The 9,973-nt window shown below is 42.0% G+C and carries 9 protein-coding genes; 5 read left to right on the top strand and 4 right to left on the bottom strand.

Going from position 1 to position 9,973, the window contains the following annotated elements; all coding sequences use genetic code 11:
- A partial coding sequence (locus Q1V93_RS06230) for a PAS domain S-box protein (RefSeq protein ID WP_300662869.1) occupies positions 1-3,435 on the bottom strand: 3,435 nt, incomplete at its 3' end.
- A gap of 56 nt (positions 3,436-3,491) precedes the next feature.
- Positions 3,492-4,637 carry a 5-(carboxyamino)imidazole ribonucleotide synthase gene (locus Q1V93_RS06225; RefSeq protein WP_300662867.1) on the bottom strand — a complete coding sequence of 382 codons (1,146 nt, stop codon included), beginning with the start codon at positions 4,635-4,637 and terminating at the stop codon, positions 3,492-3,494.
- Positions 4,638-4,828: 191 nt separating this feature from the next.
- Between Q1V93_RS06225 and hpt the strand changes: the two genes are divergently transcribed.
- From hpt to crcB, 5 genes are all read left to right on the top strand, one after another.
- Positions 4,829-5,392, top strand: a complete 564-nt coding sequence (gene hpt / locus Q1V93_RS19375) for a hypoxanthine phosphoribosyltransferase (RefSeq protein WP_367183773.1) — start codon at positions 4,829-4,831, stop codon at positions 5,390-5,392.
- 11 nt (positions 5,393-5,403) lie between these two features.
- Positions 5,404-5,976 carry an adenylate kinase gene (locus tag Q1V93_RS19370; protein ID WP_367183772.1) on the top strand — a complete coding sequence of 191 codons (573 nt, stop codon included), beginning with the start codon at positions 5,404-5,406 and terminating at the stop codon, positions 5,974-5,976.
- Positions 5,977-6,142: 166 nt separating this feature from the next.
- A complete protein-coding gene (gene obgE / locus Q1V93_RS06215; protein ID WP_300662865.1) occupies positions 6,143-7,135 on the top strand; it encodes a GTPase ObgE in 993 nt (330 codons plus the stop codon).
- Complete coding sequence (locus tag Q1V93_RS06210; RefSeq protein WP_300662863.1) at positions 7,128-7,715, top strand: phosphatase PAP2 family protein; 588 nt, start codon at positions 7,128-7,130, stop codon at positions 7,713-7,715. The genes obgE and Q1V93_RS06210 overlap by 8 nt, the downstream gene beginning before the upstream one ends.
- Positions 7,716-7,717: 2 nt before the next feature.
- Complete coding sequence (gene crcB, locus Q1V93_RS06205; protein WP_300662861.1) at positions 7,718-8,080, top strand: fluoride efflux transporter CrcB; 363 nt, start codon at positions 7,718-7,720, stop codon at positions 8,078-8,080.
- Positions 8,081-8,306: 226 nt separating this feature from the next.
- On the opposite strand, the gene Q1V93_RS06200 is transcribed toward crcB, so the two are convergent.
- The gene (locus tag Q1V93_RS06200; protein ID WP_300662859.1) at positions 8,307-9,629 is read right to left on the bottom strand and encodes a 1-acyl-sn-glycerol-3-phosphate acyltransferase; all 1,323 of its coding nucleotides are present in this window, start codon (positions 9,627-9,629) and stop codon (positions 8,307-8,309) included.
- A gap of 46 nt (positions 9,630-9,675) precedes the next feature.
- On the bottom strand, positions 9,676-9,973 hold a 298-nt coding region (locus Q1V93_RS06195), incomplete at its 5' end, for a type IX secretion system membrane protein PorP/SprF (protein WP_300662857.1).

Below are 9,973 nucleotides of genomic sequence, written 5' to 3'. Positions count from 1 at the left end.
AGCCAGAGCCGTAAACCCGATAATGCGTTTCCTGGATCCGGGTTCAAAAACAATGGATGCATTTTGTCCCAGCCAGATAATCCGGCCTTCTTTGGTTCGGATCGGAAATTCGAGGTACGTATTCTGAATGCGGTTGATGATCTGATTCCGGAAAAAATCCTTCACTGTGTCGCGGTAATCCGGATGCACAATACTCACGGAATCTTTCCCGATCAGGTTTTCGTTCTTGTATCCGAACGTGCGACTACTCATTTCATTCAGATACGTGAAGTGGCCATCGATGTCGGTATTGAAAATCATATCCTGCGCATTTTCAACCAATGATTGATAATTGGTTGTCAAGGTCAGTTTCTCTGTTACGTCCTGCCCCATAATCACCCGCACGGAATCGGAGAAATATTTGCAGGACCATTCGATCCATACGACTTCACCTTTTTTATTGTACATCGGAACGAGGAAGATTTTTCCGTCCGCAAATTCATCACCGAGAGAAAATTCACGCATTTCAGCTGAAACTACAATCGGATTTAAGGTCGAAAGTGACTTCCCGACAATCATGTTGGAGTCGATGTGGAGCAGATTCGATAAGTTCTTGCTGCAATACGTTATGGTTCCTTTTTGATCGAAAGAAATGGCCATCATATTTCCTTTGTTGAGGATATTACTCACAAAGAAGAGTTTTTCCAGGGAATCATTTCTCAGGTAAGTAACCATGATCGTTAATGCCGAAGAAACACCGATTGTCAGGATAAACAACACGCTGTTATAAACCGGATTTTCGATCCAGATCAGCATCAGAACAGAAACAATAATCTGGAGCAGGCAAATGATGATGATCGACCGGATATTGTTCAGCATGTAAGGCAGAACACTTGAGATTAGTGTAATGGCAATGAGCGGATACGGATGGATATTGGAAATGAAAAGCAGGTAGAAGAATTGTACGAAAAGCACCGAAAGTGATAAGTAAAGACTCAGTTCGTTGATGTAGTCTAATCGGTTTCTTCTGCCTGAAATTTTGTGAAGAAAATAAACACCTATCAGAACGGTACTGGAAGCCAGGTTCACAGTTAAATTCCCGAGGCTTTTCTCCACGAAAAAGTAAACAATGACTCCGACAAGGAAATTGGAAATGGAGCCGAATAATAGCAATTTTGGTACGAAGCGTGCATCCAGGGAGTTATAGCTGATCTCGTAGAGATTGATCCGCATTCCGGTTCTGGTCCATTCGAGGTACCCGATATTGAGTAAACCCAGGAAAAGAATGATGATCACGATAAACCATTTGGACTGCCAAAGCGGGTTGTGAATCGTAATCGGATAAGATGCAATGTCTGAAAAATTGATCCTGTCGAAGGTCGATTTGACTTCCAGCACATACGATCCGTTTTGCAGTTCGGGCAATTTCATCTCCCCGGAATTATTCAGTTTGATCCAGAACTTGTGGTATCCGCTGATCTTATAATAATATTCGAGTCCTTTGTTTTTGGAAAGAATCGTTTTGAAGGTCAGGTATTTTCCCTGATCCACATCCCGGATAACTCCGTTTTGGAACAATCTTCCCTTAATAATAATCGGTTTCGGAGGAACAGGATAATGCTGAAGAATGTCGGTGTTGATGAGAAATAATCCTTCGGCAGTTCCGACCAGCGACTTATTTCCATCCTGGAAAACTGCCCGCATATTGGTCTCGTAACCCAAAAAACCATTGGTTTCATTGTAGTTTTTGTGGTAAATGACGCGTCCTTTTCCATCCAGTTTCAGGATGTGAATTCCAAGGTTGGTTCCAACGATGAGATTTCCCAGCTTATCTGCTGAAAGCGTGTAGAACAAATAGGACGGAAGAATCTTCTGATCTGTGATCTTCAGAATTCGCTGGTGTTTGTCAATACCCACAATTCCCTTGTCGAGCGTGAACCAAAGATTTCCGTACAGGTCTTTTGCGGCATTTCCGGAATAAGACCCGATATCATTGAATTCCTTCATTTCGTAGAATGCAAGATTTTTCAGGTCGAGTCGTTTGATTCCTTCGTTGGTTCCGAAATAAAGATACTTTCGGTTGCCGGATTGCTGCCCACAATAGTAATAATCGGCTGCAACTTTGGTTTTTAATTTGGTAGATGTCCCGGTTTCTGGATCATAATAGAAAAGACCTTTTCCAGCTGGTGCGAACCACAATTTTTCACCGTCCCAAATGGCAAATTTGATTTGTTCCCCCTGTTGTTTCGGAATAGCTGATTGTACAATTTCACCGTCCTTGAATTCGTAGATTCCGGTTTCGGAACAGATCAGCGTTCCCAAAGGGCATTCCAGGATGTGATTTGCGCGGAAATTTTCCTTTGTTTTAAAAGAAGATGGGTACGCCGGACCGTAATGAAGTTTATTGTCGCCACTCGCCAGGAACAGCTGGTTGCATTTCGTTCTGAAGACCTGGATGATCAAATGATTATCGAAAACGGGATTTAACTTGACCTTCGTAAATGGCTCAATACTTATTTTGGTAATTCCCAGGGAAGTGTTGACCCAATAATCGTTTGAATTGTCAATGAAAAGGTGGTAGATCGTTGCTATTTTATTATCGTAATTCGGGACAATGCGCTTGAGTTTATCCGATTCGATGGTGTAGATGTGCTTATTGGAGCAGTTGAATAGAATCTGGTTGTTTTTGGCGGCGATATTTTCAATGGCTTCCGGTGGAAAATCGAAATGGGTGGCTTCTTTTGTTTCTCTGAAAACAGTGCCGTTGTTGGCGAAATAGAAGGTGTATTTGTTTTGACCGTTTTCGTCATATAAAATCAGCTTTTTCTGATGAAATGACGCGATCTTAAAGTTGATATCCGGCATGTTCAGCCAGTTTCCAAGCGTTGTAATTTCTTTGGAATTGATGAAATAGGATTCTTTATCCGTGATGAGGACGTTTCCATACGGAGTTTCCAGGAGTTGAACGCACCGTTTGATGTGTTTGGAAAGAAACTGTTGTTTTAAAAGGAGTTTTCCGTCCAGGTTCACGACATGGATGAAATTGTTAGTAATAACCGAGAGATTGTTCTGGCATTTCGCAACCTGCAGAACAGAACCGTCGAGATTGTTTTTTACTTTGTAAAACGGGTGAATACGGTTGTTATAAAAGCGTAAAACACCGGCGTAAAGCGTCGAAAAGTAAATATCACCGTTGACCAATGAGATTCCGGTTACGTGATACGGACGATCCAGCCCTTTTTTCGGATGAATGGATTCAAAGGTCGAACCGTTGAAGCGGACAATTCCGTTTCCGTCCGTCCCGATCAGCAAATAACCGAGGTCATCCTGAACGGTGCTGAGTGTCGCGGTGATTTTTAAACCGTCGTGATGATTGTATTCCCGGAAAGTATAGAGCTGCGCATCAAGATTTTGACTCAACGCAAGTAGTGAAAGGAAAGAAATGAGTTTGTACACTTTCAAAAGTTCTCAAATGGTGGCGCAAAGGTAACAATTCTGGGTAATAAACGAACTTAGGCTTTGATTTTTAATTCTTTAGCAACCATTCTCCCCGTGGTTTTGAGTGTCGCAAGCTCCGGGCCGTAAATGGTTACATGTCCCATTTTCCGGAAAGGTTTGGTATTTTGCTTTCCGTATAAATGAACACTTACACCTTCCTGCGCGATGACTTTTTCAAGGTTTTCATATTTTGCAATCCCTTCATAACCAGGTTCTCCCAGCAGGTTGATCATGACGCCCGGAGTAATCAGTTTGGTAGAACCCAATGGCGCATTGACGATGCTTCGCAGATGCTGCTCGAATTGAGAAGTATAACAGCATTCGATGGTGTGATGTCCGCTGTTGTGAGGTCTCGGGGCAATTTCATTGATCAGGATATGATTGTCAGCCGTTAGGAACAGTTCTACCGCTAAAATTCCGACCATGTCTAATGATTCGATTACGTGAAGGGCAATTTCGCGGGCATTTTTTTCCACTTCTTCCGAAATTTCTGCCGGAGAAAATAAAAACTCCACCAGGTTTGCCACCGGGTTGAATTCACATTCAACAGTTGGGTAAACAACACGCTCTCCTTTTTCGTTTCGTGCCACAATAACGGATAACTCCTTTGTGAACGGAACCAGTTGTTCAATCACGTATGGCGTATCCACCAAATTTTCAAGATCAGAAGCGCTTTTGATGATTTGAACGCCTTTTCCGTCATAACCGCCTTTTCTCCACTTCAACACATACGGAAACGGAATGTTTTTGGACAACAATTCTTCCTTTCCGCTCACCAAGGTGAAATCTGCGGTCGGTAAATTATTTGTTTGATAGAATTCTTTTTGCAGCCCTTTATCCTGAACAATGGCCAGAACGGAAGGTTGTGGAAACACCTTGATTCCTTTGTCTTCAAGCGCCTTTAATGCTTCCACATTCACGTGCTCGATTTCTACGGTCACCACATCCTTGTCGCTCCCGAATGCAAGAACCGTATCGAAATCCTGTAAAGAACCTTGCTGGAACGAAGTTGCCAAATGTTTGCAGGGCGCATCGTGATCCGGATCCAAACAATGTACGTGTACATCATAGTTCAAGGCTTCCTGAATAAACATACGGCCTAATTGACCGCCACCAAGCATTCCTATTTTATAAGCGTTTCCGTTCCATTGTTTTTTCATGCGGCAAAGATAGTTGCTTTTCTGAATTCATTCAAGGACTTTTCCCCGAAAACAAGCCTTGGAAATATGCCGGATTTGACGCACATGGCAGGGAATTCGGGTGTTTTCAGACTGATTTTACTACAACGATTTTTCTTCCTCCGGCTATTTCTTTGTTATTTAAGCCGATAATTCCCTTAAAAATCGTACTTTTGCCCTTAAAATTAGACGACGAAGTGCTTCAGATAAACGATAAAACGTTCGAAATATTTATCCGAAAAGAAGAAATTCAAGCAGAGATTGCTTCTTTAGCGGCTCGCCTGGAAGCGGATTATGCAGGGAAAGAGATAGTGTTTATAGCTGTGTTGAACGGAGCATTCATGTTTGCCGCAGATTTAATGAAACAATTTCGTTCACCCTGTGAAATTACTTTTGTAAAAGTGAGCAGTTACAAAGGAATGAATTCTTCAGGGCGTGTGGATGAGGTGATCGGGTTGAATACCGAGATCAAAGACAAGCACGTAATCATCGTCGAAGACATTGTTGACACCGGAATTACCATGGAGAAACTATTTACGCTTTTGTCAGTTGAAAAACCGGCAAGTTTGGAAATAGTGACATTATTACATAAACCGGAAGCATTTAAAGGAACACATACCCCAACATATATCGGTTTTTCGATTCCAAATAAATTCGTAGTAGGTTACGGCCTGGATTACGATGAATTGGGAAGAAATACCGAGCACATTTATCAACTAAAGGGTGAAACCCGTTAAAAGAAAAACGTATGTTGAACATCGTATTATTTGGCCCTCCCGGAGCAGGGAAAGGAACGCAATCTGAAAGATTGATCGGAAGATATAATCTGGTACATTTATCTACAGGAGATATTTTCCGGGCAAACATTAAAGGTGAAACCGAATTGGGATTGCTGGCTAAAAGCTATATAGACAAGGGAAACCTGGTTCCGGATGAGGTGACGATTAATATGTTGAAAAGTGAAGTGTTGAAGCATGAAAATGCGAAAGGGTTTATTTTTGACGGGTTTCCACGTACCAATGCACAAGCTGAGGCATTGGATGCTTTTTTGAATTCTGTGAATACGACAATTACCATGATGGTCGGATTGGAAGTAGCGGAAGACGAATTGCGCGAGCGTTTGAAAAAAAGAGCAGAAGTGAGCGGAAGACCGGATGATGCAAATCCGGAAGTGATTCAGAACCGTATCAACGTTTATCAAAACGAAACGGCGCCGGTAAAGGATTACTACGAAAAACAAGGAAAATACATCGCAGTAGATGGAATCGGAAGTATCGATGATATTTCGGACAGACTTTACGCTGCGATCGACAATAATTAATAAAGCAACTTGCTTGATACGTTAACCGCATTCGAACAGAGTGCGGTTTTCAAGTCTAAGGAAGTTTGTTTTTAAAGACTATTTAAGGGTTCAGACTTGAATCTCTTCGAATATTGAATAGGTTTGGCGCTATTGCCTGATGCCTGTTCACTAATAACTAAATAAAATGGCATCAGATAATTTCGTCGATTACGTAAAAATCCACTGTACTTCCGGAAACGGAGGTGGAGGTTCTGCGCATTTTCGTCGTGAAAAGTATATTCCGCAGGGAGGCCCGGATGGCGGAGATGGAGGACGTGGAGGTCATATTTATCTTCGTGGAAACAAACAATTGTGGACCTTGCTCCATTTGAAATTTCAAAAGCATATCAAAGCGGGGCATGGTGAACATGGTTCCGGACAGCTTCAAAAAGGTTCTCAGGGAGAAGATAAATACATCGAGGTACCTTTGGGAACATTGGCGAAAGATGCTGAAACAGGAGAAGTGCTTTTTGAAATCACAGAAGACGGAGAAGAGAAAATTTTGGTTCCGGGAGGAAGAGGAGGTTTAGGAAACGATCACTTTAAATCTTCAACCTATCAGACTCCGCGCTTTGCACAACCGGGAGAACCGGGAACGGAAAGCTGGATGATTCTCGAGATGAAAGTATTGGCCGATGTTGGTTTGGTTGGAAAACCGAATGCCGGAAAAAGCACCTTGCTTTCTGTTCTATCTTCCGCAAAACCGGAAATCGGAGATTATCCGTTTACAACTTTGAGACCGAACCTGGGAATTGTGAAGTACCGTGACTACCGCTCGTTTGTAATGGCAGATATTCCCGGAATTATCGAAGGAGCTCACGAAGGGAAAGGTCTGGGCTTGCGTTTCCTGCGCCATATCGAACGAAATTCCTGTTTGTTGTTTATGATTCCTGCAGATGCGGATGATATTCACGAAGAATACAAATTGCTTTTAAACGAGTTGAAACAATACAACCCGGAATTGCTGCACAAAGAGCGTCTTTTGGCAATCACGAAGTCGGACATGCTGGATGACGAGCTGCAACAAGCCATTGCAAAGGATTTGCCTAAAATACCGTATGTTTTCATCTCTTCTGTTGCCCAGCAGGGACTAACGGAGTTGAAAGACATGATCTGGAAGCATCTGAATCATGTTTGAATACCTGGAATCCATTGATCGAAGCATTGTTCTGGCCGTGAATGGCTGGAACACCCCTTTTTTAGATCAGTTCTTTTGGATTGTATCCAAAACGGCAACATGGATTCCTTTTTACCTGTTGATCCTGTTTTTTATCTGGAAAAACTACGGGCTGAAAACCGGTCTTATTTTCCTGGGAATGGCGCTTTTATTAGTGGCTGTGGTAGATAGTTCTACAACATACCTGTTTAAAGAAACCATTCAGCGCTACCGGCCGTCTCACAATTTACTCCTCGAAAATCAGCTTCATTTTTTTGTGAAGCGCAACGGGGAAGTTTACCAGGGCGGACAATACGGTTTTTTCTCTTCACACGCTTCGAATAATGCCGCAATCGCATTATTGACCTGGTTGTTCCTCGGGAAGCACTATCCACGCTTGAAATGGCTGTTATTTCTGTGTGTCGGATTGATTGGTTTGAGCCGAATTTACCTCACGGTTCATTATTTGTCGGATGTAATTTGCGGAATTGTTTGGGGACTTCTCTGGGCTTTTGTATTTTGGACGCTCTATAAACGATTTATTGCAGACAAGATCCAATGAATATGCTGTATGTTTTTCTGGGTGGAGGAATCGGAGCATTGATCCGGTTTGGAATCACACATTTAATCCACAAATTTCCCAAACAAGTTTTCCCGGTTGCTACCCTGGCATCGAACCTTCTTGCTTCTTTTCTGGTAGGCGTATTTCTGGTACTGATGATGCGTATGAAACCTGCTAATGCGGAATCTTTTCAGGCGTTTTGGATCATCGGAATTTGTGGCGGATTCAGCACTTTTTCTACGTTTGCAAAAGAAAACCTGGAATTGATGGAACGCGGACACTGGATCATTGCAGTGCTGAATATTCTTATTTCAGTGAGTTTTTGCATCGGGATGGTTTATTTGGGGCGGAAAATGCTGGTTTAAGAATCCGGATTTAGCTTTGTAAAATACGCACAACTTCCTTTCAGTTATTTTAAGTTCTCTTCCGGGAATGAGACGGAAATTCGTCTTCGGATAAAGCGTTTAAACTCCAGGAATTTTGACTTCATGGTGTGTTTGCGGAATTGCCTGTTTCCCTTGCTGCTGCTGGGCTAATAGATATATGTCTATGCGTCTTTTTGAGAAAATTGTCAAGGCAAAAAACAGAAACTTAAGCCACCGGAATCAATTCCTTAATCCGCTTCTCCAATTCCTCGCGTTTCTCTACAAACTTATTCAGATCCACCGTTTTCATTTTCTGCTTCAAGCGAACTTCCTTGAATTGGTGCGCATATTCATAGCTTAAACGCCATAGAACGGGAATGAGGAAATAATACAAAATACCCAAAGACCAATGAGGAAGATACCATTTCGTCACCAAAATAATGATCGGGATATTGTAGATCGAACCAACTATTTTAGCCAGCATCATTTTCACGGAACCCCAGAAAACTTTCCGTCTCATGATCTTTTCAGTGACCTTTTTGGAAATAATATATGGAATGAAACCGTGCAGAAATCCTGCAATGGCAAAAGGCCACATCAGGATCAAATAAAGCCAGTTGTTTAAAGTACTCAATAGCTCCGGCTGTTTTTTAGCAAGCACAAAGCGATCCTGAACTTTCATGCGTTTCTCCAGGTTGAAATAAGCATCCAGATCTTTCTGAAGCGCTAAAATTTCAGTGCTTTCGTCCGTTACATTCTGGTTGATCCATGTTGCCAGTTGGCGCGCATATTCCCAACGCTTGATCAATGGAATATGATCATCGTGATTCGGATGATTGTATCCTTTTCTGGTGATCTGCATGATGTTTTCCAATAAGGAATAACGTTTGGGGTTTGCGACATATACGATGCAGTTCTGCATGTCTTTTTCAACACGCTTGGTCACTTCATTGATCACCCTGCTTGGATTTTCGAGATAAGCCTCTTTGTAATCGTTCAAACAGATTTTCGGACCGTTATTCAGAATGAATTCCGAACCGATTGTATTTCGATCTGTATAACTGATCCCGATACCGGAAATGTAAATTTTCTTGCTCCAGTTGATTGCAACCAAAGCACCGAATCCCATGCGCACCGGACCTTTTTTCACCGGCTTCAACCCGCGGATAGGAGTATCGTCGGTAAATCCTTCTCCGAAGATCAGGATATTGCGGCCCATTTTCAGGGATTGGTTTACTTTTTTGAAAACGTCTGTGTTTTTTCCTTTCGTGTCAGTTCCATCTTGCTGACGATAAATAGGAAGCATATGGGCGGACCATAATATGGGTTTCAACCACCAGACAAACACATCTGAACGGGTCATGAAATGAACAATGGGTCTGTTCATTGATCCGATCATAATCGGGTCCATAAAGGAATTCGGGTGATTACTGACGTATATGGTACTCCCGAAAAGCTCTTTATGACTGTTTAATATTAAAAAACGTTTGTAAAAAAGTCTGAATGAAATATTGAGAGATATTTTTAGCAATAAATAAAACGGACGCATAACTGTGTACTTTTTTACAAAATTAGCAATACTTGAAAATTAGCATTTATTCTTGCGGTTTTGTTTCTTCAGGTTGCACTTCTTCGGGAGCCGGATCTACTTTCTCGTCCTGCTTAAACTCCTTATTCATATTTCGTTTGTGACCGAAGATGAAGCCCAGTCGAATTTCATGAGAAGTGTTCCCGAATTTCTCCGTAACGCCTGTTCCGAACTCAAAAGAGTAAGAAACGTTGAAATGTGCCAGTAGATTAATCCCGAAACCAACTCCGATAGAAGATTGTCTTCTGTATGAAAGACTCACCCAGCCCATACGCATGTAGTGAAGGCGCATCGCAATATCATAA

Origin of the sequence: Fluviicola sp. (assembly GCF_030151805.1) — a bacterium.
Lineage (GTDB): Bacteria > Bacteroidota > Bacteroidia > Flavobacteriales_D > Crocinitomicaceae > Fluviicola.
The sequence above is the reverse complement of the archived record's forward strand: the minus strand, read 5'-3'. Positions and strand labels throughout refer to the sequence as shown.